Source organism: Sphingobium sp. LSP13-1-1.1, from assembly GCF_040676415.1.
Taxonomy (GTDB): domain Bacteria; phylum Pseudomonadota; class Alphaproteobacteria; order Sphingomonadales; family Sphingomonadaceae; genus Sphingobium.
Genome location: NZ_JBEGHU010000012.1, coordinates 153,235 through 175,208 on the forward strand (window position 1 = coordinate 153,235; position 21,974 = coordinate 175,208).

Sequence of the window (21,974 nt, forward strand, 5' to 3'; positions counted from 1 at the left end):
CATGCTTCTCGCGATCGACGCGGGTAACACCAATGTGGTTTTTGCGCTGCTCGAAGGGCGGGATATACGCGCCCGCTGGCGGATCGCGACAGATCCCCGGCGCACCGCCGACGAATATGCGGTGTGGTTGAACCAGCTTCTGATGCTGGAAGGCTACAGGATCGCGGATGTCGAGGCGGTGATCATAGCGACCGTCGTCCCGCGCGCGCTGCATAACCTCCAGGTGCTGGCGGAGAAATATTTCAAGACGACGGCGCTTCTTGCGGGCCAGGCGCCAGTGGAGTGGGGCATTCAACTGGACGTCGCCGAACCGGCGTCGGTCGGCGCGGACCGGGTTGTAAATGCCATCGCCGCGCACCATCTTCATGCCGAAGACCTGATCGTCATCGATTTCGGCACGGCCACGACCTTCGACGTCATCGACTATCACGGCGCCTACAAGGGCGGCATCATCGCGCCGGGCATCAACCTGTCGCTGGACGCGCTGGTTGCTGCGGCCGCGAAGTTGCCGAAGATCGCGATCGCCCCGCCGGAAAACCGATCGGTCATCGGCCGCACCACGGAAGCGCAGATGCATATCGGCGTATTCTGGGGATATGTGGCGATGATGGAAGGGCTGGTCGCTCGTATTCGCGCCGAAATCGGCCGTCCTTCGAAGGTGATTGCAACCGGGGGCCTCGCGGTCCTCTTCGACGACAATAGCGATATTTTCGATGCGATCGCGCCCGATCTCACGATCCAGGGCCTCGCATTGCTGTATGAACGGAGTTTGAAATCAGAATGACACCTGGAAATGAGCTGATCTTCCTGGCCCTTGGCGGTTCGGGGGAGATTGGCATGAACGTCAATCTATATGGTTGCCAGGGCAAATGGGTGATGGTCGACCTGGGCCTGACCTTTGCCGATCCCGCTTATCCCGGCGTGGAACTGGTGCTGCCGGACCTGAGCTTCATCGAGGATCGGAAGGATGACCTGCTGGGCATCGTCCTGACCCATGGGCATGAGGACCATATCGGCGCCATACCCTATCTCGCGGCGGATCTCGGCGTGCCGCTCTACGCGACGCCGTTCACCGCGGGGCTGATCCGGCTGAAGCTGGAAGAGGAAGGGCTGACGGCGGAGGTCGAACTCAACGTCATCGACAATGAGGGGAGCTTCGCGCTGGGGCCGTTCGGTTTCCGCTATGTGCCGCTTGCCCACTCGATTCCCGAGGGCAATGCGGTGCTGATCGACACGCCTTTTGGAAAGGTCTTCCACACCGGCGACTGGAAGCTGGATGAGACGCCGCTGCTGGGCCAGCCCTCGACACCGGAGGAATTGACGGCGATCGGCGACGAGGGCGTGCTGGCGCTGGTGTGCGACAGCACCAATGTCTTCAATCCGGAGGCGAGCGGGTCGGAGGGCGATGTCCGCGAAGGACTGATGGAGACGATCAGGGGCGCGAAGGGGCGCGTGCTTGTCACCACCTTCGCCTCCAATGCCGCCCGCCTGCAGACCCTGGGTGAGGTCGCCAACACCGTCGGGCGCAAGCTCTGCGTGGCCGGGCGCTCGCTCGACCGGATCATCTCGACGGCGCGGACGGCTGGCTATCTCCGGGATTTTCCGCCCACCGTCGATTGGGACGATGCCATGGCCCTGCCGCATGATGAGGTGATGATCATCGCCACGGGCGGGCAGGGGGAGGCGCGGGCGGCCTTGTCGCGCATCGCCTTCGACAGCCATCCGATCAAGCTGGGCGAGGGCGATCTGGTCGTCTTCTCCTCCAAGCAGATTCCGGGCAATGAAATCGCCATCGGCCGCATCCAGAACGCGCTGGCGGCCAAGGGCGTGCTGATGGTCACCGACCGCCAGGCGGAGGTCCACGTATCGGGCCATCCGGGGCGGCCGGAGCTGGAGGCCATGTATCGCTGGGTGCGGCCGCAGATATTGCTGCCGGTCCATGGCGAGCGGCGGCATATGGCGGAACAGGCCCGCCTGGGCCTGGCGAGCGGCGTGCCCCGTGCGGTGGTCCAATCCAATGGCGATGTGCTGCGGCTCGCGCCCAACGGGCCGGAGATTATCGGCAATCAGGGGACAGGGCGACTGGTGCTGGATGGCGACGTCATCCTGCCGGCTGACGGCGCGACGATGAACGAGCGGCGCAAGGTCGCGCTGCATGGCCAGATCAGCGTCGCGGTGGCGCTGGACGGCAAGGGCAGGGTCATCGGTTCTCCGGCCTTGCGCACCCAGGGCGTGCCTGTGGAGGAAGACAAGGCCGCCTTTCTTGAGGAAGCTGCCGAAGAGGCGGCGGGCGCCATTGCCAAGGGATCGCAGGAAGAAGAGGCGCTTCGCGAGCGCGTAAGGCTGGCGGTACGGCGCACCGCGACGCGCTGGACCGGCAAGAAGCCGGTGGTGGACGTGCTGCTCATTAGGGCCTAAGCCTGCGCCCATGAACTGGTATGCCAGCTTTGCGATATATATATTGTTCTGGGTGATCAGCGCCTTCATCGTGCTGCCCTTCGGCATCCGCACGCCCGATGAAACGGGTGAGGTCCTGCACCCGGGACAGGCGGACAGCGCGCCGAGCAATTTCCGCCCCGGCAGCGTGGCGATTCGCGCGACGATCCTCTCGGCTGCCCTGTTCGGCCTCTATTACGCCAATTATGTCGAAGGCTGGGTCACGCTGGAGCGCTTCACGCATATCAGCTGAAAGTCAGGCTGACGCCGCCTGATCAAGCGCCCTGAGCGAGTGCCGCCAGGAAATTCAGCCGGCGGCGATCACCATCATGTGCATCCGCGCCCTTATGCGGAAGCCAAGCGTTTCGTAGAGCGCCACTGTCGCCTCATGCGCGGCATAGGCGTGGAGGAACGGCGTTTCGCCGCGTTGCAGCATGGCGCGAGCGACGACCTGCATCAGCCCTTTCGCATGACCCCGTCCGCGATGCTCGGGATGGGTGCAGACGCCGCTGACCTCGGCAAAGCCCGGCACGCGCATCCGCTCGCCGGCCATGGCGATCAGCCTGCCTTCTTCCCTGATACCGACGAAACGGCCAAGACGATGGGTGAGGGGCAGGAACGGCCCCGGCTTCGTCATCAGGGCAAGGGCACGCATCTCCGCGGCATCCTGGTCAGTCAGAACGGCCGATTCCAGGGCAGGGGCCTCGCCGGCAATATCTTCCGCTACCATCTGCGCCAGCATCGCCTCCCGGATCAGGCGCGTACCCGGTGGGGGGCTTTGCGGCTCGGGTTCCACGATCCACAACTCGCCCCCTTCGGGCACCAGGGCAGCCAGCGCCGCCTGCGCTGCGGGGCTGCCGTCGGCCGCGGCGGCGAATGGGCCATAACGCGGGTCGATCCGCAGCGCGAACCCATCCCCTTCGGCCAATGACGCCCAGCCGCTGTTGAGGGCGTGCCAGATGGGGCGGTGAAGAGGATGGAATGACATGATGGCGCCATTTTCCTGGTTGGAGTCGGGGAAAGCAAGCCCTTGCTGCATCACCCTGCCGGATCATCCTCAATGCCCGATCGATTCCGTAACGATCCCCTTTTTTCCGGCACTTCCGGGCGCGCCGATTTACCAAATGGAAATCATGTTTGGGCAATGGTGGTGCCAACGTGTCACGCCCTGGACGAAACTTGATCGCATTCTTGCGCGGGCGCATGACGCCCGACACTCAGCAAAGTGCTGAAGTGCAAGCGAATCTCGTCAAATCTCTCTACGCTTCCCCGGCTTCCCTGATGATCGGCGCGGTCGCCGGCGGTGCGCTTGGGCTGGTGATTGCCTGGCACGCGCACCTCACCGCCATCACCGTGATCGCGATCCTGATCTGCCTCGTCGGCCTCAGCCGGTCGATTTCGGCGGTGTATTTCCAACGACAGCTTGCCCACCAAACAGGCGTGACACAGCCGATCTGGGGTCTGGCTTATGAATTGGGAGCATGGTGCTACGCCGCGCTTCTGGGCATATTGACGTTCGCGACCTTGCTCATGTCGCCGGATGCCACGCTCCATGTTCTGGCCGTTTGTCTGGTGGCATCCTATTCCGGTGGTATCTCCGGTCGTAATGCGGGTCGCATTCATGTTGCCGTGGGCCAGACATGTCTCTCTTTGCTGCCAACATCGCTGGGCCTCGTTCTTGCAGGAGGGATCGGCTATAAAGTTCTTGGAATCCTTTGCTTTTTGATGATCTTCGCCATGGCGGACATCACCAAGACGACGCACCGCATCGTGCTGGAGGCGTTGCAGGGCAAATATGAGAAATCCCAGCTCGCCACCAAGTTCGAGCGGTTGGCCCGGTTCGACAGCCTGACCGGCGTCGAAAATCGCATGGCGATGCAGATGCGGCTGCGCGAACTGTTCGACGGACGACGATCCAGTCACGATCCGATGGCGGTGTTCTGGATGGATCTCGATCGCTTCAAGGAAATCAACGACTCCCTTGGACATATGATCGGCGACCAGCTCTTGTGCAGGGTCGCCGAAAGACTGTCTCAAGCGCTGGACGGGCGCGGTCATGTCGCGCGCTTTGGCGGAGACGAATTTGTGCTGATCTGTCCGGACGCGGACCGGCAGGATGCAGAACTGATCGCCCGCGATGTCATGGGGGAATTCACCCATGACTTCGACGTGGGCGGCTATACGCTGGGCGTGACTGCCTCCATGGGGATAGCCGTAGCGCCGGGCGACGGCAGCGATGGCGATGAATTGCTTCAGCATGCGGACATGGCGCTCTACCAGGCGAAGCATGCCGGGCGAAATCGTCACGCGCATTTCACCTGGTCGATGAAGGAGCGGCAGAACCGGACCTATGAGCTGGAAATGGGTCTGCGCAGCGCCATGGCGAACAATGAACTTATGCTGCACTATCAGCCGATCTTCGATACGAAGACGGGCAAGATCGCGATCTGCGAAGCGTTGATGCGCTGGGACCATCCGACGCTTGGCCGCATTTCTCCGGCGGAGTTCATTCCTATCGCGGAAAGCTGCTCGATGATCGAGCCGATCACTGCCTGGGCGTTGGAACGAGCCTGCCAGGACGCGATGGAATGGGATGAGAACGTCCGCGTCGCGGTCAATATATCCCCGGCGCTGATCAAGAGTGACGGCCTGCCCCGTGCGGTGATCGCGGCGTTGATGCTATCGGGGCTGAAGGCTCGCCGGCTCGAGCTGGAAGTGACCGAGTCGATCTTCCTGGAGGATAGCGGCCGGACCAACCTCATCCTGTCCGACCTCCAGCGCATTGGCCTGCGGCTGGCGCTGGACGATTTCGGGACGGGCTATTCCTCCCTCGGCTATCTGCGGGACTATGCCTTCGACACGATCAAGGTCGACCAGAGCTTCATGCGCGGCGTGGATGGCAATTCACGCCACAGGGCGATCGTCCAGTCGGTTGCCTATCTGGCCCATTCTCTGGACGTGGAAACGGTGGCCGAGGGGATCGAGACCGATGATCAACTGCGCTGCGCCCGTGAGATGGGCTTCACCAATGTCCAGGGCTTCGTGCTGAGCCGGCCGATTCCCGCAGCGCAGGTGCTGAGGATGATGCAGAGCATGGATAGCGAGAGCGGCAGCATTGCCATGCTGCAGGACAGGCGCCGCGCCTGATCCTATCTGTGCAAGCGGGTCTGGGCCGAAGCCAGGCGGCGCATCATCCGCACGCTCTTCAGGTCGAGCTTGAGCGCCGTGGCGGCCCAGTTCTCGACAATGTCCTTTAGTTCCTCATATTCCAGGGGATGAACGCGCCGGCCCGCCTGGAACACGCCAACATGACCGGCGTGGTGAGGCAGGGTGGCGGCTATATAGTCGCGCACGGCCTGTTCGCCCTCGCCATCCTCCACCAACGTGTGGACGATGCCCATGTCGTACATCTCCTGCGCGGTGAAGACCTTGCCTGACAGGATCATCCGTTCGGCCGCAATTCGACCCAGCTTGCGTGACAGGATGGAATATGCCCCCATGCCGGGGAAGAGGCCAAACAGCATTTCGGGCAGGCCGAAGCGCGCGCTGCGTTCGGCAATGGCGACATCGAAGCAAAGCAAGGCTTCGAAGCCGCCGCCCAGGGCATCTCCCTGCGCCAGTGCAATCGAGACGACGGGCAGGTCACCATTGCGCCAGGTGCGATGCACCACATCAATGCAGGCATGGCCATAGTCGACGAGGCCGGGCAGATCCCCGCGCTCAATGCAGCCGGCGAACAGTTCCAGGTCTCCGCCCAGGTTGAAAACGCCGGGAAAGCGGGAACCCGCGACCATATACTTTACCGGCAGCTTGCCTGCGTCGAAGAGTCGCTTTGTCTCCACGTACCAATAGCGCACGTCCCGTAACATGGCGGGGCTGAAATTCGGTCGATTCGTAGGTGTCATGAACGCCCAGAGCGTGGCCGCATCGGGCTCCCATCTGACATCGATCTGGCCCAGGTCGAACATCGAAGACGTGCCGATATCCGGCGCGGTCACCAGGCTTTCCGTTACGGCAACCAAGGCCGCATCCTCCTCTGCCGGAAGATGGGCGGGCGTCAGGTCATCCATATGTTCGCGCGCGGAATTAAATCGCCCGGAATCAACCATATGAGCCCCCAAATTACGACTGCCAGCAAACAAAACAGGGTTGCGGCGCTTATGCAATCGCGGCGGTGCAGATTGTTCCGGAATTAACCAATTAATCGGCGCAAGTTGCGAAAACATCACGTTATATCAGCATTTAATCGCTAAAAGTTGTATTTATGCAACATTCACGTCATGGGGGCAAGCGACCGAAAATCGCTTCAGCCTTTTGTTAACCTTTATTAATTACCCCTCCGAGTCATGAACACGCACCGAACCGACAGGCAGCTTGTGACGCTGCTGCTGCACGACGCGCAAGGGGAGTCATGGCAGCTCAGCCTGGCTGCCGACTGCCTGGGCTTCATCGGCAATTATCGCCGCGTCGAAGGCTTCAACATAGACGCCATCGTGGCGCTGGACGGCTTGCGCAAGAAGGGGTGAACCCCCGCTTTGCGGCCTTGTCTGGCGCGTCTTTGGACCGTACAGCGCGGGTCGTGACCCATTCCCGCTTTTCCTTTTCGATCGCCGCGACTGACGGCAAGGCCCGCACCGGCGCCATCCAGATGCGCCGGGGCGAGATTCGCACACCCGCTTTCATGCCCGTGGGCACCGCTGCCACGGTCAAGGCAATGCGCCCGGCCGAGGTGCGTGCGACCGGTGCCGACATCATCCTGGGCAACACCTATCACCTGATGCTTCGCCCTGGCGCGGAACGCGTGGCCCGCCTGGGTGGGCTGCACGGTTTCATGGGCTGGGACCGCCCGATCCTGACCGATAGCGGCGGTTACCAGGTGATGAGCCTCAGCGCGCTGACGAAGATGAGCGAGGATGGCGTAGCCTTCTCCAGCCATATCGACGGGTCAAGGCATATGCTGACCCCTGAGCGATCGATGGAGATCCAGCGGTTGCTGGACAGCGACATCGTCATGGCCTTCGACGAATGTACGCGGAACGGCTGCACCCATGACGAGGCGGCCAAGTCCATGGAGCGTTCGATGCGCTGGGCGAAGCGGTCGCGCGACGGCTTCGACGCGGGGGGCGAGCATGCCGAGCGTGCTGCCTTGTTCGGCATTCAGCAGGGGTCGCTGGATGAGGGGCTGCGGCGGATTTCAGCGGAGAAGCTGATCGACATCGGGTTCGACGGCTATGCCGTGGGCGGCCTTGCGGTGGGTGAGGGGCAGGAGGCGATGTTCGCCACGCTCGATTTCGCCCCCGGCATGCTGCCCGTCGACAAGCCGCGCTATCTGATGGGCGTGGGCAAGCCCGATGACATTGTCGGTGCCGTGGAGCGCGGGATCGACATGTTCGATTGCGTCCTGCCGACGCGCAGCGGGCGCAACGGACAGGCGTTCACATGGGCGGGACCGCTCAATATCCGCAACGCCCGCTTCGCAGAGGACAGGGGGCCGCTCGATCCTCGCTGCGCCTGCCCCGTCTGCGCGACCTGGAGCCGCGCCTATCTGCATCATCTGGTCAAGGCCGGAGAGATGCTGGGCGCGATGCTGATGACGCAGCATAATATCCACTTCTACCAGGCGCTGATGCAGGAAATCCGCGACAGCATCGCCGCTGGACGCTTTGCGCGCTTCGCGGCTGATTTCCGGCGGGATTATCAGCGGGCCTGACGGCCTGACGCCTCCGGAATTCGCGCAATGTGCCGGATGGATGGCCTTCCCGGCGGCTATTGCAGCACGGTGATGGCGATCGCATAGTCGCCGGTGTCGGGGTCATGATCCAGCGGCGCGCGCAACTGGCGCGACAAGCCGGTAAGCACGCGGCCATAGCGTTCCTCCAGCCGCGCGGTCATGTCCGGCGATCCGCGCAGCGCAGGGGACAGGATATGGAGAACCGCCCGGTCCGTCCGGCCCTGTTCCAGTTGCACGGATATGCGCATGGCCGTGCGTGGATCGGACAGCATGGCGAGTTCCACCAGTTCGGTCAGCAGGAAGGCGACCGGCACGGCCACATCCTGGCTGATGTGCAGATTGTCGCTGTCGATCTGAATGCCGAATCGGCGCGCTTCGGCCGGGGCCGTGCTGCGCAGGCTCGCCGACAGTTCGCTGATCAGCGACCGGACGCCGACACCGCGATGCTCCTCCAGCTCCGCATAATGGTTGCGGTGCACGACCGACAGTGCGTCGACGCGGCGCTGGATGGTCGCATAGGCCTCGACCGCTTCGGCGTCATGGGCTGATCGCGCATGCAGGTTGATCAGGCTGGCAATGATCTGCAGGTTGTTCTTGACCCGGTGATGGACTTCCCGTGTCAGCTTGCGCTGCGTTTCCAGGCCCTCTGCCATCTCCGCCTCATGGGTGGCGACATCCTCGCTGATGGCGCGGAATGTGTTGCCCAGCGCGACGATCTCCTGCGCCGGCGTGCGGATGCGCCGCATCGGCTCCAGAACTTCGCCCGGCTCATAGGCCGCCACCGTGCGCCGAAGCAGCACAAGGGGCCGGATCAGCAGGCGATTGACGACGAACCAGCCAATGGCCGCCGCGGCGAACCACATCACCAGCGGCAGGAACAGCGACAACATGCGCGCGATCGTGACCGGCGGATCGCGCACGGTCATCGTCAGGACGATGTTGGGCGGGTCGAGCCGGGCGGACAGCGTCGTGCTCCGTCCGCCCTCAAGGCTGGCCGGGTGGGTGATGAGCAGGCTGCGTTCGCCGTCGTGCAAGCTGATCTGCCGGTTCTGCATGGTGCCCGCCGGGTTGGTCATGGTCTCCAGACGGGCGCGAGAATAATAAGCGATGGCGACCACCGCGCCATTGGCGCTCCTGGCCCGGCTGACCAGATAGGGCGAGCCCGGCAGCAGTTGCGCCGCGTCATCGTCGAAGCGGTCCGACAGCGAAAGCCCCGCCGGCTCGGGCGCGCTCGAGCCGCAGAACTTCCGGCCCAGCCGGTCGTAGATATAATAGCGGCCCCCGCCACGATCGTGAGACGATAGGAAGTCGGAAAGGCGCGCGCACATCGCCGGATCAAGCCCCGACGTCTCGAAAGCATTGGCGGTCAGCATCAGCGCCGTTCGATCCGACGCAAGGTCGGCGGACAATTTCCGCGCGCTCTGCGTCACCGCGATGCGCAGCAGCGCTTCCTTTTCCAGATCAGTGGTGCGGATCGCCTGGAGCGAGGCCACCAGCGCGATCAGGCCCAGCGGCAACAGCGCCAGCGTCAGGATCAGGAACATCTTGACGCCGGTCGATTGGGACAGGGTGTTCAGTCTTTTGAGCAAGGAAGCGGCGGCCATTGACGGCGGGCCTGCTTCTGGCGGCGGAGGGGGGCTTTTGTCCATTTATCTGACGCTGAACATCAAACGCCGATCTGTTCGAGGAAGCGTTGCCCGCCTGCCGGATTTTACCAGATGCCCCATGTCCCCTCCGCTTTTTGCCGGCTCCCCGGGTCCGGCCGTCAGGGAGAGTCAGTCGAGCTTGCTCAGAAGGTCAAGCATTTCCGAAGGAATATCCTCATCGACTGCGCGCTGATAGACAGATCGCAGGGCGTTGGCGACCTGCCCCTCGTCCTTCGCGGCCAAGGCGCGCTTCTTTCGGGCGACATTGCCTTTCACACCAGAATCCGGAGTGTTGGTGCCGACATCTTTCCTGTCCCCTCCCGTCACATTCCGTTCCGTCGTTGAAGCAACCAAAACACGTCCCTCTGCAGCCAATGTCATGCCAGCCTGCTCTGTTTGCGGCTTTCCCCGACTGACGTCAATTCGACGTCCGGGAAATAAAAACACAAAATTCCAAAGTTTTTCGAAAAAACCGAACGGCAGTGAAACAAATCGGTGGGTTGTTGGTTCCCTTCGCGAAGCATTTTTTGCCCGCCGCGCGCAGTCGGCGGCGAGAATGGAGGGGATTTGGGCGCACATGCCCGAAGCTTTTCCATTCTGAAAAGGGGGGCAGGGGGCTTGCCACGTCGGCATCGTCCATCCATCCTCCCGATCCGGCGAATGTTTCGGAATTGGGTTAAGGCATCGCTTTAACATGGGACAAGGCGCCCGATGGGCTGGGAGAAGTTTTACAGATGTCGCTTGGTCAGCAACTGCACCCCCACCTTCCTTTCCTGCGGCGTTATGCGCGCGCGTTGACGGGCAGCCAGGCGCATGGCGACGCCTATGTCCGCGCCACGCTGGAAGCGATCGTGGCGGCGCCCGACGAATTTCCGTCGAATGTCGACCCACGTCTCGGGCTCTACAAGACTTTTCACGCGATCTGGTCGTCATCCCATCTGGAAGACGTTCCGGTGCTGAACGGCGCGGACGGGCAGGAGGCGATCGCGCAGGCGCGGCTTGCCCGCCTCACGCCGCTGCCGCGCCAGGCGCTGCTGCTCACCGCGCTGGAGGGCTTTACCGTCGACGACGTCGGTTATCTGATCAGCCTGGACAGCGATGATGTCGAGGCGCTTGTCAAGGAAGCGCTGGGCGAGATCGAGGCGCAGACCCGCGCCAAGGTGCTGATCATAGAGGATGAGCCGATCATCGCGATGGACATAGAAACCATCGTCCGCGACCTGGGCCACGAAGTCACCGCCATCGCAGTGACGCGGGAAGATGCGGTTCGCGAGGCCATGGCCGAACGGCCGGGCCTGGTGCTGGCCGACATCCAGCTCGCCGATGATTCGAGCGGCATCGACGCGGTAAAGGACATACTGGCCGAATTCTCCGTGCCGGTGATTTTCATCACCGCTTTCCCTGAACGCCTGTTGACGGGCGAGCGGCCGGAGCCGACCTTCCTCATCACCAAGCCCTTTCAGCGCTCGACGGTCAAGGCCGCGATTTCGCAGGCGTTGTTCTTCGACGAAGCCACCGCCCCGGCCTGACATTCAGGTCGGCGTTCGAAATAGGCTGGAAAAAGGGGAACCCCCGTCCGCGACTCGCGTTATTGATGCGTAACGATCGGGAGAGACTCCATGGCCGAACAGGAGCGGCACATTACGACGGAAGAGGCCCGTGCGGGCTCCACGCCGCATGTGGTGCGATATATTCTCGGCGTTTCGCTGACACTCGCGATCATCGTGATGATTGTGATATTGTGGGGCTATTGAATGCTTCTGCGGCAATTGGTCCTTGAGAAGAAAAAGATTGGGATGCGGGCGGACATATGGCTTTGACGACTTCCGTTCATGCAGCGAGGGCGACAGCCGGTGAAGGGGTTGTTTCCATGAGCGAAGGCGTAGGTCAGGATGTTGAGCGGGAGACGCTGTCCGACACGGACTTCAAGCGGGAACTGGCCGCCGTCATTCCCCATCTTCGCGCCTTCGGCCGATCGCTGTCGGGCAATCGCGACGTTGCCGACGACCTGGTGCAGGAAACGCTGCTGAAGGCATGGGCCGCGCGCAGCCGTTTCCAGGCGGGCACCAACATGCGTGCCTGGACCTTCATCATCCTGCGCAATCACTATCTGTCGCAGATGCGCCGTTCCCGCTTCCGGGGCGACTGGGATGATCTGGCGGCCGACCGCCTGCTCGCGGCGCCCGCCGGACAGGACAAGCATGTTGAACTGTCCGACATGCAGCGCGCATTGCTGCAATTGCCGCAGCCCCAGCGGGAGGCGCTGATCCTGGTCGGCGCGGGTGGCTTCGCCTATGAGGAGGCCGCCGAAATCTGCGGCGTTGCCGTGGGCACGATCAAGAGCCGCGTGGCGCGCGGTCGGGCCGCGCTCGAACATATATTGGAAAATGGCGAACTGCCGTCACGCCGGAGCCAGGAAAGCAGCGAGGGCGCCGTGCTGGACGAGATCATGGACGATGTGGACAGATTGAGCCGCGGCCGGGAAGTCAGGGAAGGCAACGCAGATACCGACTCCGATCCCGATTGATCTGTGCTATACTCTCCACCTCGGCATACGAGGATCAGGAGAAGGAGAATGGACGGAGGTCGTGACGACGAATCCTTCGGGCCGGGGTCCTTGCCACGCCGGTCACGGGGGAGCCTGATCATATTCCTGCTGGTCGCCATCGCCCTCGTGCTGGCAATCGGCTTCTTCTACATGACCAAGGAACGCGATACGAGCCGCACCGACGCGTTGACGCAGGCGGTGGACTCTGTCGACAGCGCCGCCCATGTGGTGGGCGATGCTGCCAGGAACGCGGCCGACACCCTCCACAAGCGCAATTGATCGCCCCGCGGCATCCAGCCGTGCGGTGGAGCGCGTTGCGCCTTTATTGTCATTCGTAACAAGCGGAAAACCGGTTCCCATTTCCAGCGCGCTGTCGCGGGGGAAAGGCCCGCAGCGATGATGTCGTTCAGAAAATCTTTGTGATTGTCGTGCATTCTGCCGGCCAGTGTCGGATTTTCTTACAGTGCCTGTAAGATGATCCGGCCATCACCTGCCCGCAGGGCGCAGCGGGAACGCGCGACGAATGATCAGATTGTTCAAACATTATGTGCCGCACGCTGTTCTGCTGCTCGGCCTGTTGGACTTCATGCTCTTGATGGCGGCGGCCGAGGGCGGGTGGATCCTGCGCGCGCGCCAGATCGGCATGGACGTCGATCATATCGCGACTCGCATCGCGCCGTTGCTCAGCTTCAGCATCGCCATCCAGACCGCGATGATCGCGGTCGGCGTCTATGGGCCGGAGGCGCTGCAATCGATCCGCTACGCGCTGGCGCGCCTGCTGGTGGCGATTTCGCTGGGCGTGCTGTTCCTGTCGGTCATGCATTTCCTGCTGCCGGATATCACCCTGTGGCGGTCCAATTCGCTCTATGCCATGGGGCTTTCCATTGCCCTGCTGCTGGGGATCCGCATTCTTCTGGGCTCGATGCTGGGTGGCGAGGCGTTCAAGCGCCGTCTGGTCGTGCTGGGCGCGGGCAATCGCGCCGACCGCATCCGCGAGATCGAGCAGCGCAAGGGATCGGGCTTCCTCGTCGTCGGCTATATCGCCATGAACGATGGCGTGCAGGTGATCCCGGAGGCGATCAACCGCAGCGCCATCTACAATCTCGCCGATTTCGTGGTCCGCCTGGCAGCGAGCGAGGTCGTGCTGGCGCTGGAGGAACGGCGCAACGCCCTGCCGCTGGGCGACCTGCTGCGCATCAAGACCACTGGCGTCCATGTGAACGAGATCTCCACCTTCCTGGAACGGGAAACCGGCCGCGTCGACCTGGATAGCGTGAATCCGAGCTGGCTGATCTTCTCCGACGGCTTTTCCGCCGGTCGCCGCCTGTCCAGCATCGCCAAGCGGCTGTTCGACGTGATCGCCAGCTCGATACTGCTGCTGTTGACCGGGCCCATGATTCTGCTGGCCGCGCTGTTGGTGAAGCTCGACAGCAAGGGGCCTGCCTTTTACCGCCAGCAGCGCATTGGCCTCTATGGCGAGGAATTCTGGATCGTGAAGCTGCGCACGATGCGGCAGGATGCCGAACTGTCCGGCCAGGCGGTGTGGGCGGAAAAGGATGATCCGCGCATCACGCGCCTCGGCTATTGGCTGCGCAAGCTGCGTATCGACGAACTGCCCCAGACCTGGACCGTGCTGAAGGGCGAGATGAGCTTCGTCGGGCCGCGGCCCGAACGCCGCCAGTTCGTCGAGGATCTGGAACAGCATCTGCGCTATTATGCGGAACGCCATATGGTAAAGCCCGGCATCACCGGCTGGGCGCAGATCAACTATCCCTATGGCGCATCGATAGAGGATGCCCGCAACAAGCTGGAATATGATCTTTATTACGCCAAGAACTACACGCCGTTCCTTGATCTGCTGATCCTCATCCAGACCCTGCGCGTCGTGCTCTGGCCAGAGGGGGCGCGGTGAGCAGCCTGGTGCACTTCATCGGGGACTGGGGTCATGCCCTGGCCGCCGTGCTGTTCGCGGCGCTCGGCATCTTCGTCCTGCGCCGCCGGGACGACGCAGCCGAACAGCGCCTGCTGGCGGCCGCGCTGTTGCTGACCTCCTGCTGGTCGCTCTATGTTTCCTTCGGCGGGGTCGAAAAGCCGCTGACCGGCATCGGCGAGAATATCCGCAACGCTGCCTGGCTGCTGCTGCTCTTCGCGATGATGCGCCGGAACGGCGCGGCGCGGGGCGAACCCCTGTTGGCGATCGGCTCGGTCTACGCCGCCGTGGCGGGGATCATCCTGCTCCAGACATTTACCGATCTCATCTGGCGGCAATTGCCGACATCGAGCGATCTGCACCGCGCGCTTCTTCACGTCTCGCTGGTGCTGCACATGATGACCGCCATCGGCGGCCTGATGCTGGTCCATCACCTCTATGTCAGCTGGCCGGCGCGGGAAAAGGAACGGGTGGCGCTGCTGCTGGGCGCGCTGGCGGCGATGTGGACATATGACCTCAATCTCTATGCCATCGCCACCTTTGCCATCGATCGGGCGAGCGACCTTTATGCCCTGCGCGGGGCGATGATGGCGCTGCTGGCGCCGGTGATCGGGGCGGGTATGCGCGCCGACATGGCCGGACGGCTGCAACTGTCGCGCGCGCTGACCTTCCAGTCGCTTTCGCTCGCGGCGATCGCGCTCTACGTCGTGGTGCTGGCTGCTGCGGCGGTGCTGCTGGAACTGGTCGCCGGCCCCTATGCGCGGGTCGTGGAGATCGGCTGCGTCTTCTTCCTGGCCGTCAGCGCGCTCGTGCTGCTGCCCTCCCGCCGGCTGCGCGCCTTCTGGAAGGTGCAGGTGGCCAAGCATTTTTTCCAGCACCGCTATGACTATCGCACCGAATGGATGCGTTTTGGCGACACCATAGGCCGTCCGGGCGACAATGCCCTGCCATTGGGGGAACGGGTGGCGAAGGCAGTGGCCGACATCACCGATTCTCCCGCAGCGCTGCTGATGCTGCGCGCGGATGACGGCGCGCTGGCGTTCGAAACGCACTGGAACTGGCAGGGCGAGAGGCCTGACGGATCGGTCGTGCCCGCGCCGCTCGCCGCCCTGATCGAACAGAGCGGCTGGATCATCGACATCGACCGCCCGCCTTCGGGTGCCGGGGAAATCAGCGCGCCGGGCTGGATGAGCCTCGACCGCCGCGCCTGGGCGCTGGTGCCGCTGATCCATTTCGGCCGGCTGATCGGCGCGATCCTGCTGGCCCGCCCGCCGATCGACCGGCGCCTGGACTGGGAGGATTTCGACATGCTGCGCGCCGCCGGACGGCAGGCGGCCAGCTATCTGAGCGAGGCGCAGGGGCAACAGGCGCTGGACGATGCCCAGCGTTTCGAGGAGTTCAACCGCCGCTTTGCCTTCATCATGCATGACGTCAAGAATCTGGTGAGCCAGCTTTCCCTGCTTGCCCGCAATGCGGAGCGGCACGCCGACAATCCGGATTTCCGGGCCGACATGGTGCTGACGCTGAAGGAATCGGTGGGCAAGATGAACGACATGCTCGCCCGCCTGTCGCAGCATAACAAGGGGCGTGCGGAGGAACCCCGTCCCATGGCGCTGCGCGATGTGGCGGAACAGGTCGCGCGCACCCGCTCGCGCCAGCATGAGATAAGCGTGACCGGAGACGCGCCGCCCGTAATGGCCGATCCTGCGCGGGTCGAACAGATCGTCACCCACCTGCTTCAGAATGCGATCGACGCCAGCGAGCCGCAAAGTTCCGTCGAACTGCGGTTGTCCGCCGATGACCAGGGCGCTTCGCTGGCGGTGATCGACCAGGGCCGGGGGATGACCGCGGAATTCATTCGCCGCGAACTTTTCAAGCCTTTCTCCTCCAACAAGGCGGGGGGCTTTGGCATCGGCGCGTTCGAGGCGCGGGCGCTTGCGCAGGCCATGGACGGGCGCATCGATGTGGAAAGCAAGCCCGGCGTGGGAAGCCGGTTCACGCTGCGCCTGCCCTTGGCGCAACAGGATATGAGGGGGAAGGCCGCCTGATGAGCGACACGCGACCGAAATTGCTGATCGTGGAGGATGATCCGGGCCTGCAGCGGCAATTGCGCTGGGCCTATGAGGAATATCAGCTCTTCATCGCCGGCGACCGCGAGGAAGCGATCGAGATGCTGCGCGAGCAGGCGCCCGATGTGGTGACGCTGGACCTCGGCCTGCCGCCTGATCCCGACGGCACCAGCGAGGGGTTCGCGACCCTGGCGGAGATCCTGCGCATCAAGCCGGATACCAAGGTCATCGTCGCTTCCGGCCATGGCGCGCGGGAAAGCGCGCTTCAGGCCATTTCCGGCGGCGCCTATGATTTTTACCAGAAGCCGGTCGATATTGACGAGCTGGGGCTGATCGTCCGCCGTGCCTTCCACGTCCATGCGCTGGAGCGGGAAAATGCCCGGATGGCCGAAACCGCGCCGGAAAGCGGGCGCGTGCTGGGCAGGCTGATCACCGCCGCGCCGGAAATGATGAAGGTCGCGCGCACCATAGAGCGGGTGGCGGCCGCGGACGTCTCCGTCCTGCTGCTGGGGGCAAGTGGAACCGGAAAGGAATTGCTGGCTCAGGGCCTGCATGATGCCAGCCCGCGCCGGGAAGGGGCCTTTGTCGCGATCAACTGCGCGGCGATCCCCGAAACCTTGCTGGAGGCAGAGCTGTTCGGCCATGAGAAGGGCGCCTTTACCGGCGCGATCAAGACCGTGCCGGGGAAGATCGAGCAGGCGCAGGGAGGCACCCTCTTCCTGGACGAAGTGGGTGACATACCGCTCGCCTTGCAGGTCAAATTGCTGCGCTTCCTGCAGGAGCGGGCGATCGAGCGGATCGGCGGACGCCAGCCCATTGCGGTCGACACGCGGATCGTCTGCGCCACGCATCAGGATGTCGACGCCATGATCGTCGCGGGTACCTTCCGCGAGGACCTCTATTACCGCCTGGCGGAGATCGTTGTGCGCATTCCCGCGCTCAGGGAGCGGCCGGGCGACCCCGCGCTGCTGGCGCGACATTTCCTGCGCCGCTTCGCCAAGGACATGAATCCGCAGGTCAAGGGCCTTGCGCCGGATGCACTGGCGGCGCTTGACGCATGGGGTTGGCCCGGCAATGTGCGAGAGCTGGAAAACCGCATGAAGCGCGCGGTCATCATGGCGGACGGCAAGCACGTCACCGCCGCGGATCTCGACCTCGACGGAGATCGCGCCGAAGGCGGCGATGCGGTGAACCTGAAGGCGGCACGCGAAATGGCGGACCGCCGCGCGATCCGCCGCGCCATCGCCCGGACGGACGGCAACATATCAGGCGCGGCGAAGATGCTGGGGATCAGCCGGCCGACACTCTACGACCTGCTGAAGCAATATCAGATGCAGAATTGAGGGCGTTCCCCGCTGTGCGGACTGACTGATCTGGGTGGGTAGGAGACTGTCTCCTTCCGGTAATCACAACCATATAATCGGACGTTCAATCGAGCCATGCCAGCGCAGCAAGGGTTTCGTCGCGTGTCGGACTCCAATCATCTTCGCCCGCTACAAAGCGCCCGCTATCGTCTTCCACAAAGTATATGGCAGCCCGCACAGCCTCGTCTGCAAAGTCGAAATCATCATTCATGACGATGCAATCTGCGACGTAGTTCGCCGCGTCGAAGGTTAACTGTCCGTTGGCGACTGCCTCAAGCAGTCTACGCGCGCCGTCCCTTGTCACGAGATACAACGGGCCGTCAGAAATCACGATATGCCCGCTCGCAGTTGCCTTGAGGGATGCTCTAAAGGCCGCGACCTCAGCAGCGATCTCTGCGGCCAGAATTTCCGGTGAGACAGTACCTGACAAGAATCCGACAATTGAGGAGTGTTGCATTCGACCAAACTGCATCGTTGGTCGAATGTCGGCAATCGCGAATTGCGCAGATCGGCGCTGACGGCGAAAAATGGTCGTTTGCCGCTGGGCAACTTTCTAACCCTGAACCGACCAGCAGGTTGAGGCTAAACAAAAGCTATGGCAGACATACCGCCATGAGAAATTTAATCTATGACGTGACCTGCGGCATAGCGATAGGTGTGGTGTTTGCTGCCGCCATATTTTGGCGGCACTTTGAAAATATGGTCGGCGAGGAACATGCTAACGCTTATTTTATCCTGATAGAATTCGCACTCCTCTGTCTCATAGGCGTGACTAAGAAATTTGCCAAAGGGAGTGTGTCGGGCCGGGATAAGTCCGTAAAACAGCATCAACCTGAATAGCTCTAAACGTCCGCAACTGGTCGTTTGCCGACATCCCGAATTCATCCACCCGGCCCGGCCTTCCGCCCCTGCCTGGCACAGAATGCCGATCCCTAGACCCGCTCGACCCCCAGATCAGCCGCGCTGATCCCCAGTCGCCTGATCTGCTCCGCCACGGGCGGCCAGACGGTTTCCAGGAAGCGCATGCGCTCGGCCTCCCGCAGTCGCCGGGTAGCGCCGTCGGCAACGAACATGCCCACGCCGCGCTTCACCACGATCAGTCCATCGTCCTGAAAGCATTGATAGGCCTTCGCCACCGTAAGCGGATTGGCGCCCTGCTGCGCGGCAAGCGCGCGCACCGACGGCAGCATGTCTCCGTCGCGAAATTCCCCGTCCAGTATCGAAGCGGCGATGATCTCCCGAAGGCGGAGATAGACGGGTTTTGTATCGTCGGCCATGGGTGCATCAGTGCCATAATACAGCGGTGCGCGTCAAGCGATGGCCTTACCTAATACCCCATCAATCCTGTAACTATCTGTCCCAGACCGAAACTATATTGTCATATTCTGGCCGGGGCCGCTCGTCCTGCGGCCGGCCCGGCGTGCCGATGAAGATGAAGCCGGCAATCCTTTCCTGCCCCTTGGCGAAAGCCGCGCGCACATCCTCATTATAGCTGGCCCAGCCGGTCAGCCAGCCGCCCGCAAATCCCAGGGCATGGGTCGCGTGAAGCAGGTTCATGATCGCGGCACCCGCCGAAAGCTCCTGTTCCCACAGCGGGATCTTGCTGCCCTCCACCGGCGCGGAAAGCGCGACGACCAGTGTCGGCGCCTGATGCGCGAACTGGTGCATCGCCTCTATCTCCAGCCGCCCGGCATCGGGCTTCTCGGCGCGATAGGCCCGTTCGAGCAGCGCTGCCAGAGCGTCACGCCTTTCCAGCGGCACGATGACGAAGCGCCATGGCGCCAGCTTGCCGTGATCGGGCGTGCGCTGCGCGACTTCCAATATCGTGCGAAGCTGGTCTTCGTCCGGTCCCGGCGCGATCAGGTCGCGCGGCTTGCCGGACCGACGGGTCTGCAGGAGCGAGAGGGGGGAGCTGCGATCATTGAACATGCTGGCCCAAATGGAGCGGCGGAGACCATGACGCAAGGGCATGGCCGCTCTTTGACAGATGAATAATTCGGGCTCTAGAAGAGCTGGTGCCGGTCCGGCCTTGTCGGCTCGGCTGCTTCAGATGTTTGTTTTGCAGTGTTTTCCCGGCGCGCAGATGATTCCATCCGCCCGGAAAATGCGGCAGGCTGGGGCCGACCAGGGATGCCCTTCGCGCGTCCGCAACAGGATAGGATAAGGGGCCGGATGGCGACCTCAGTTTCAAATGCCGACGCGCCGGGTAAGGGCAAGACCTGGCTCGGCCACCCCCGCGGGCTGTTCCTGCTGTTCTTCGTGGAAATGTGGGAACGTTTCTCCTTCTACGGCATGCGCGCGCTGCTGATCTTCTACCTGACGCAGCATTTCCTCTTTTCCGACCGCGACGCCAGCCATGCCTATGGCGCCTATATGTCGCTGATCTACATATCCCCGCTGATGGGCGGCTATCTGGCCGACCGCTATCTGGGCCAGCGCAAGGCGGTGCTGTTCGGCGGCGTCGTGATCGCCATCGGCCACCTCATCCTGGGCATGGAAAGCGACGATGCGGGCGCCATGGGCCTTGGCCTGTTCTGGCTCGGCCTGGCGACGGTGATCACCGGCACGGGTTTCCTGAAGTCCAGCGCGTCGGCGCTGGTGGGACAGCTTTATCCGCGCGACGACATGCGGCGCGACCCGGCCTATACGATCTTCTACATGGGCATCAATGCCGGCGCGACCATCGGTCCCGTCATCTGCGGCTATCTGGGCCAGACATGGGGCTGGCACTGGGGCTTTGGCGCGGCATCGGTCGGCATGATTGCCGGCGTCATCGGCTTCATGCTGTGCAAGCCACTGTTGCAGGGAAGGGGGGAACCCCGCGATCCCGTTCATCTGAAGGAACGGGTCGGCGGCATCGTCAGCCGCGAATGGCTGGTCTATCTCTCCAGCCTGGCGTCGATCGGGCTGTGCTGGGCCCTGATCCAGAACCATGTGATCGTCGGCTGGATGCTTGCCGTGGCGAGCGCCGCCGTCGTGCTGTACATCCTGTGGGAAGCCTTTGGCCGCATGGAGCGGATCGGTCGCGACCGGATGCTGGCGGCCTTGTTCCTGCTGGTCATCAACCCGCTTTTCTGGGGTCTCTATGAACAGACCGGATCATCGCTCAGCCTGTTCACGGACCGCTATACGGATCGCAACATATGGGGCTTCAATGTTCCCGCATCGATGTTCCAGTCGGTCAACGCGGCCTATATCCTGATGTTTGGACCCGTGCTGGCGGGTTTGTGGATATGGCTGGCGAAGCGGGGATGGGAACCCTCCACCCCGGCCAAGTTCGGTATCGCGCTTACCCTTGTCGGTGCCGGTTTCCTTATCCTGGTGACGGGGGCCGGCGCGCCCGGCACGCTCACGCCGGTGCTGTTCATCTTCCTGCTTTACCTTTGCCACACGCTGGGCGAACTCTGCCTGTCGCCGGTCGGCCTGTCCGCCATGTCGAAACTGGCGCCCGCGCGCATGATCGGCCTGATGATGGGCATCTGGTTCCTGGCCATGGCTCTGGGCGAATATGCCGCCGGGCTGATCGCGGCCGCCACGGGCGGGGAGGGCGGTGCGGCCTCCCGCGGCGATGTGCTGGCGGTCTACGGGACGATCGGCTGGTGGTCGGTGGGCGCGGGGCTGGCCGTCATGGCGCTGGCGCCCCTGGCGAAGCGCCTGATGCATGCCGACCGCTTCGATCAAGAGGGCGAATAAGGCCGCGCTACTGCGTCGCGCCCCATATGTCGCTGGCGCGGACAAAGCCCTTCTGGCCGCCGACGTCGAATGCGCACCAGCCCTTGCCGCAGGAGGAAAGCCGCCCCACCACGCCCTTCTGCGCGCGGAACAGGGCGCGGGCGTCGTCACTGGGGGAATCGCGCATCGGCGCGATGTCGGCGGTGACGATGGCGGTCGGCGTATCGCTCAACAAGCGGACATGCATCCACCCCTGCGTGCCGGTCGAATCCTCGACCTTGCGCCACAGGCCCAGCACCTGCACCACCTTCACCGGCAGGTCGCGGCGGCGATAGACCCAGTTTGACGGGTAATCGAGGCTGGGGCCGACCCGCATGCGTGCCTCCGCCTGCGTCAGCGAAGCCCAATAGGGCACCGGCTTCGCTGGCGTGGCCCATGCTCCGCCCGCCCAGCACAGCGCCGCGACCATGCCCGCGCCCAGATAGCCCTTCATGCCCATATCGTCCCCATCATCTGACCGCCCGACCATAGCCGTTCGCGGCCGCCAGCGACAACCGCTCTCTTGCGCATATGGATAA

General features: G+C 63.2%; 23 protein-coding genes. 15 read left to right on the forward strand and 8 right to left on the reverse strand.

Features of this window, described 5'->3' with window-relative positions:
- The first annotated feature begins 1 nt into the window (after position 1).
- From MRBLSP13_RS08370 to MRBLSP13_RS08380, 3 genes are read left to right on the forward strand one after another with little or no spacing between them, the layout of a single operon-like run.
- Positions 2–784: a type III pantothenate kinase gene (locus tag MRBLSP13_RS08370; protein ID WP_133651765.1), complete on the forward strand. Its 783-nt coding sequence runs from the start codon at positions 2–4 to the stop codon at positions 782–784.
- Positions 781–2,418, forward strand: a complete 1,638-nt coding sequence (locus tag MRBLSP13_RS08375) for a ribonuclease J (protein ID WP_363735193.1) — start codon at positions 781–783, stop codon at positions 2,416–2,418. Before MRBLSP13_RS08370 ends, MRBLSP13_RS08375 begins: the two co-directional genes overlap by 4 nt.
- A 10-nt stretch (positions 2,419–2,428) precedes the next feature.
- Positions 2,429–2,689, forward strand: coding sequence for a DUF1467 family protein (locus MRBLSP13_RS08380; protein ID WP_363735192.1), 261 nt, complete (start codon positions 2,429–2,431; stop codon positions 2,687–2,689).
- Positions 2,690–2,743: 54 nt separating this feature from the next.
- On the opposite strand, the gene MRBLSP13_RS08385 is transcribed toward MRBLSP13_RS08380, so the two are convergent.
- Positions 2,744–3,424, reverse strand: coding sequence for a GNAT family N-acetyltransferase (locus tag MRBLSP13_RS08385; protein WP_363753920.1), 681 nt, complete (start codon positions 3,422–3,424; stop codon positions 2,744–2,746).
- 215 nt (positions 3,425–3,639) lie between these two features.
- On the opposite strand from MRBLSP13_RS08385, the gene MRBLSP13_RS08390 reads away from it, so the two are divergent.
- Positions 3,640–5,583 carry a putative bifunctional diguanylate cyclase/phosphodiesterase gene (locus MRBLSP13_RS08390; RefSeq protein WP_363753922.1) on the forward strand — a complete coding sequence of 648 codons (1,944 nt, stop codon included), beginning with the start codon at positions 3,640–3,642 and terminating at the stop codon, positions 5,581–5,583.
- Between the two features lie 2 nt (positions 5,584–5,585).
- Here MRBLSP13_RS08390 and MRBLSP13_RS08395 read toward each other — a convergent pair whose 3' ends face one another.
- Entirely contained in the window at positions 5,586–6,545 is a 960-nt protein-coding gene (locus MRBLSP13_RS08395; protein ID WP_363735408.1) for a crotonase/enoyl-CoA hydratase family protein, read from the reverse strand.
- 237 nt (positions 6,546–6,782) lie between these two features.
- On the opposite strand from MRBLSP13_RS08395, the gene MRBLSP13_RS08400 reads away from it, so the two are divergent.
- Both MRBLSP13_RS08400 and tgt read left to right on the forward strand, forming a co-directional pair.
- Entirely contained in the window at positions 6,783–6,962 is a 180-nt protein-coding gene (locus MRBLSP13_RS08400) for a hypothetical protein (protein ID WP_133651770.1), read from the forward strand.
- Positions 6,963–7,015: 53 nt separating this feature from the next.
- A complete protein-coding gene (gene tgt, locus MRBLSP13_RS08405) occupies positions 7,016–8,146 on the forward strand; it encodes a tRNA guanosine(34) transglycosylase Tgt (RefSeq protein ID WP_363754343.1) in 1,131 nt (376 codons plus the stop codon).
- A gap of 56 nt (positions 8,147–8,202) precedes the next feature.
- On the opposite strand, the gene MRBLSP13_RS08410 is transcribed toward tgt, so the two are convergent.
- Complete coding sequence (locus MRBLSP13_RS08410; protein WP_363753924.1) at positions 8,203–9,771, reverse strand: sensor histidine kinase; 1,569 nt, start codon at positions 9,769–9,771, stop codon at positions 8,203–8,205.
- A 171-nt stretch (positions 9,772–9,942) separates the two neighbouring features.
- Positions 9,943–10,392 (reverse strand): NepR family anti-sigma factor, encoded by a 450-nt coding sequence (locus MRBLSP13_RS08415; RefSeq protein WP_363753927.1) that lies wholly within the window; start codon positions 10,390–10,392, stop codon positions 9,943–9,945.
- Positions 10,393–10,547: 155 nt separating this feature from the next.
- Here MRBLSP13_RS08415 and MRBLSP13_RS08420 point away from each other — a divergent pair, with 155 nt between their 5' ends.
- The 7 genes from MRBLSP13_RS08420 to prsR all read left to right on the forward strand — a co-directional run bounded on the left by MRBLSP13_RS08420 (position 10,548) and on the right by prsR (position 17,703).
- Positions 10,548–11,342, forward strand: a complete 795-nt coding sequence (locus MRBLSP13_RS08420; RefSeq protein WP_133651773.1) for a response regulator — start codon at positions 10,548–10,550, stop codon at positions 11,340–11,342.
- 90 nt (positions 11,343–11,432) lie between these two features.
- A complete protein-coding gene (locus MRBLSP13_RS08425; protein ID WP_363735187.1) occupies positions 11,433–11,567 on the forward strand; it encodes a hypothetical protein in 135 nt (44 codons plus the stop codon).
- A gap of 116 nt (positions 11,568–11,683) precedes the next feature.
- A complete protein-coding gene (locus tag MRBLSP13_RS08430) occupies positions 11,684–12,340 on the forward strand; it encodes a sigma-70 family RNA polymerase sigma factor (protein ID WP_363735186.1) in 657 nt (218 codons plus the stop codon).
- Positions 12,341–12,388: 48 nt separating this feature from the next.
- The gene (locus tag MRBLSP13_RS08435; protein ID WP_363753930.1) at positions 12,389–12,640 is read left to right on the forward strand and encodes a hypothetical protein; all 252 of its coding nucleotides are present in this window, start codon (positions 12,389–12,391) and stop codon (positions 12,638–12,640) included.
- Between the two features lie 244 nt (positions 12,641–12,884).
- Positions 12,885–14,273, forward strand: coding sequence for a TIGR03013 family XrtA/PEP-CTERM system glycosyltransferase (locus MRBLSP13_RS08440; RefSeq protein ID WP_363753933.1), 1,389 nt, complete (start codon positions 12,885–12,887; stop codon positions 14,271–14,273).
- Positions 14,270–16,339, forward strand: a complete 2,070-nt coding sequence (gene prsK / locus MRBLSP13_RS08445) for an XrtA/PEP-CTERM system histidine kinase PrsK (protein ID WP_363753935.1) — start codon at positions 14,270–14,272, stop codon at positions 16,337–16,339. Before MRBLSP13_RS08440 ends, prsK begins: the two co-directional genes overlap by 4 nt.
- Positions 16,339–17,703, forward strand: coding sequence for a PEP-CTERM-box response regulator transcription factor (gene prsR, locus MRBLSP13_RS08450; protein ID WP_363753938.1), 1,365 nt, complete (start codon positions 16,339–16,341; stop codon positions 17,701–17,703). The genes prsK and prsR overlap by 1 nt, the downstream gene beginning before the upstream one ends.
- Positions 17,704–17,788: 85 nt before the next feature.
- Here prsR and MRBLSP13_RS08455 read toward each other — a convergent pair whose 3' ends face one another.
- The gene (locus MRBLSP13_RS08455) at positions 17,789–18,154 is read right to left on the reverse strand and encodes a hypothetical protein (protein ID WP_363735179.1); all 366 of its coding nucleotides are present in this window, start codon (positions 18,152–18,154) and stop codon (positions 17,789–17,791) included.
- A gap of 11 nt (positions 18,155–18,165) precedes the next feature.
- Here MRBLSP13_RS08455 and MRBLSP13_RS08460 point away from each other — a divergent pair, with 11 nt between their 5' ends.
- Positions 18,166–18,564 (forward strand): hypothetical protein, encoded by a 399-nt coding sequence (locus tag MRBLSP13_RS08460; RefSeq protein WP_133651632.1) that lies wholly within the window; start codon positions 18,166–18,168, stop codon positions 18,562–18,564.
- A 92-nt stretch (positions 18,565–18,656) separates the two neighbouring features.
- Here the strand turns inward: MRBLSP13_RS08460 and MRBLSP13_RS08465 are convergent, their stop codons facing one another.
- Together MRBLSP13_RS08465 and MRBLSP13_RS08470 are read right to left on the reverse strand one after the other, a co-directional pair.
- A complete protein-coding gene (locus MRBLSP13_RS08465) occupies positions 18,657–19,001 on the reverse strand; it encodes a GntR family transcriptional regulator (RefSeq protein ID WP_133651779.1) in 345 nt (114 codons plus the stop codon).
- A gap of 73 nt (positions 19,002–19,074) precedes the next feature.
- Positions 19,075–19,653 (reverse strand): nitroreductase family protein, encoded by a 579-nt coding sequence (locus tag MRBLSP13_RS08470; protein ID WP_363735402.1) that lies wholly within the window; start codon positions 19,651–19,653, stop codon positions 19,075–19,077.
- Positions 19,654–19,896: 243 nt separating this feature from the next.
- Between MRBLSP13_RS08470 and MRBLSP13_RS08475 the strand changes: the two genes are divergently transcribed.
- Positions 19,897–21,417 (forward strand): peptide MFS transporter, encoded by a 1,521-nt coding sequence (locus tag MRBLSP13_RS08475; protein ID WP_363753941.1) that lies wholly within the window; start codon positions 19,897–19,899, stop codon positions 21,415–21,417.
- A 7-nt stretch (positions 21,418–21,424) separates the two neighbouring features.
- On the opposite strand, the gene MRBLSP13_RS08480 is transcribed toward MRBLSP13_RS08475, so the two are convergent.
- Positions 21,425–21,895 (reverse strand): SH3 domain-containing protein, encoded by a 471-nt coding sequence (locus MRBLSP13_RS08480; protein ID WP_363753944.1) that lies wholly within the window; start codon positions 21,893–21,895, stop codon positions 21,425–21,427.
- Positions 21,896–21,974 lie beyond the last annotated feature (79 nt).

What these genes read in the sequence shown, in the direction of transcription:
- MRBLSP13_RS08370 (WP_133651765.1), top strand. Translation starts at nt 2, where the DNA reads ATGCTTCTCGCGATCGACGCGGGTAACACCAATGTGGTTTTTGCGCTG.
- MRBLSP13_RS08375 (WP_363735193.1), top strand. Translation starts at nt 781, where the DNA reads ATGACACCTGGAAATGAGCTGATCTTCCTGGCCCTTGGCGGTTCGGGG.
- MRBLSP13_RS08380 (WP_363735192.1), top strand. Translation starts at nt 2,429, where the DNA reads ATGAACTGGTATGCCAGCTTTGCGATATATATATTGTTCTGGGTGATC.
- MRBLSP13_RS08385 (WP_363753920.1), bottom strand. Translation starts at nt 3,424, where the DNA reads ATGTCATTCCATCCTCTTCACCGCCCCATCTGGCACGCCCTCAACAGC.
- MRBLSP13_RS08390 (WP_363753922.1), top strand. Translation starts at nt 3,640, where the DNA reads ATGACGCCCGACACTCAGCAAAGTGCTGAAGTGCAAGCGAATCTCGTC.
- MRBLSP13_RS08395 (WP_363735408.1), bottom strand. Translation starts at nt 6,545, where the DNA reads ATGGTTGATTCCGGGCGATTTAATTCCGCGCGCGAACATATGGATGAC.
- MRBLSP13_RS08400 (WP_133651770.1), top strand. Translation starts at nt 6,783, where the DNA reads ATGAACACGCACCGAACCGACAGGCAGCTTGTGACGCTGCTGCTGCAC.
- MRBLSP13_RS08410 (WP_363753924.1), bottom strand. Translation starts at nt 9,771, where the DNA reads ATGGCCGCCGCTTCCTTGCTCAAAAGACTGAACACCCTGTCCCAATCG.
- MRBLSP13_RS08415 (WP_363753927.1), bottom strand. Translation starts at nt 10,392, where the DNA reads ATGTGCGCCCAAATCCCCTCCATTCTCGCCGCCGACTGCGCGCGGCGG.
- MRBLSP13_RS08420 (WP_133651773.1), top strand. Translation starts at nt 10,548, where the DNA reads ATGTCGCTTGGTCAGCAACTGCACCCCCACCTTCCTTTCCTGCGGCGT.
- MRBLSP13_RS08425 (WP_363735187.1), top strand. Translation starts at nt 11,433, where the DNA reads ATGGCCGAACAGGAGCGGCACATTACGACGGAAGAGGCCCGTGCGGGC.
- MRBLSP13_RS08430 (WP_363735186.1), top strand. Translation starts at nt 11,684, where the DNA reads ATGAGCGAAGGCGTAGGTCAGGATGTTGAGCGGGAGACGCTGTCCGAC.
- MRBLSP13_RS08435 (WP_363753930.1), top strand. Translation starts at nt 12,389, where the DNA reads ATGGACGGAGGTCGTGACGACGAATCCTTCGGGCCGGGGTCCTTGCCA.
- MRBLSP13_RS08440 (WP_363753933.1), top strand. Translation starts at nt 12,885, where the DNA reads ATGATCAGATTGTTCAAACATTATGTGCCGCACGCTGTTCTGCTGCTC.
- prsR (WP_363753938.1), top strand. Translation starts at nt 16,339, where the DNA reads ATGAGCGACACGCGACCGAAATTGCTGATCGTGGAGGATGATCCGGGC.
- MRBLSP13_RS08465 (WP_133651779.1), bottom strand. Translation starts at nt 19,001, where the DNA reads ATGGCCGACGATACAAAACCCGTCTATCTCCGCCTTCGGGAGATCATC.
- MRBLSP13_RS08470 (WP_363735402.1), bottom strand. Translation starts at nt 19,653, where the DNA reads ATGTTCAATGATCGCAGCTCCCCCCTCTCGCTCCTGCAGACCCGTCGG.
- MRBLSP13_RS08475 (WP_363753941.1), top strand. Translation starts at nt 19,897, where the DNA reads ATGGCGACCTCAGTTTCAAATGCCGACGCGCCGGGTAAGGGCAAGACC.
- MRBLSP13_RS08480 (WP_363753944.1), bottom strand. Translation starts at nt 21,895, where the DNA reads ATGGGCATGAAGGGCTATCTGGGCGCGGGCATGGTCGCGGCGCTGTGC.